We start from the raw sequence: 875 nt of genomic DNA, 5'->3' as shown, positions 1-875 counted from the left end.
AAACCACCACCAAACTCACCACACCCAACAACACCCCACTCCCCACCATCCACCCCCAACAACCCGCCTACATCATCTACACCTCAGGCTCCACCGGCCAACCCAAAGGCGTCCTCCTCCACCACCACGGCCTCACCCACCTCTACCGAGACCACGAACACGACCTCTACCAACCACTCACCCAACAACTAGGCCGCCGCATCCGCGCCCTCCACACCGCATCCTTCTCCTTCGACTCCTCCTGGGAACAACTCCTCTGGCTCATCGCCGGACACGAACTCCACATCCTCGACGAATACGACCGCCGAGACGCCCAAACCGTCACCACCTACACCCACACCCACCACATCGACACCCTCGACATCACCCCCACCTACGCACAACAACTCCTCGACACCGGACTCCTCCAAGGACCCCACCCACTCCCCCTCCTCCTCCTCGGCGGAGAACCCATCCCAACCACCCTCTGGAAACAACTACAAACACACCCCAACACCCAAACCATCAACTACTACGGACCCACCGAACACACCGTCGACGCACTCACCGCCCGCACCACCGACCACCCCACACCCATCATCGGCCACCCCCTCACCAACACCCACACCCACATCCTCGACAACCGACTCCACCCCGTACCCAACGGCACAACCGGCGAACTCTACCTAGCAGGCCCACAAAACGCCCACGGCTACCTCAACCGCCACGCACTCACCGCAGAACGCTTCATCGCCAACCCCTACGGCCCACCCGGCACCCGCATGTACCGCACCGGCGACCTCGCCCGCCGACACACCAACGGAAACATCGAATACCTCGGCCGCACCGACCACCAAATCAAAATCCGCGGCCACCGCATCGAACTCGGCGAAATC

Annotated in this window: 1 protein-coding gene; it reads left to right on the top strand. The window is 62.3% G+C overall.

The annotated features are described in order from the left end of the window. Positions 1–875: AMP-binding protein (locus NBG84_RS39705; RefSeq protein WP_250924608.1), on the top strand; the 875-nt coding region annotated here is incomplete at both ends.

Source organism: Streptomyces albipurpureus (assembly GCF_023701525.1).
Lineage (GTDB): Bacteria > Actinomycetota > Actinomycetes > Streptomycetales > Streptomycetaceae > Streptomyces > Streptomyces albipurpureus.
The sequence above is the reverse complement of the archived record's forward strand: the minus strand, read 5'-3'. Positions and strand labels throughout refer to the sequence as shown.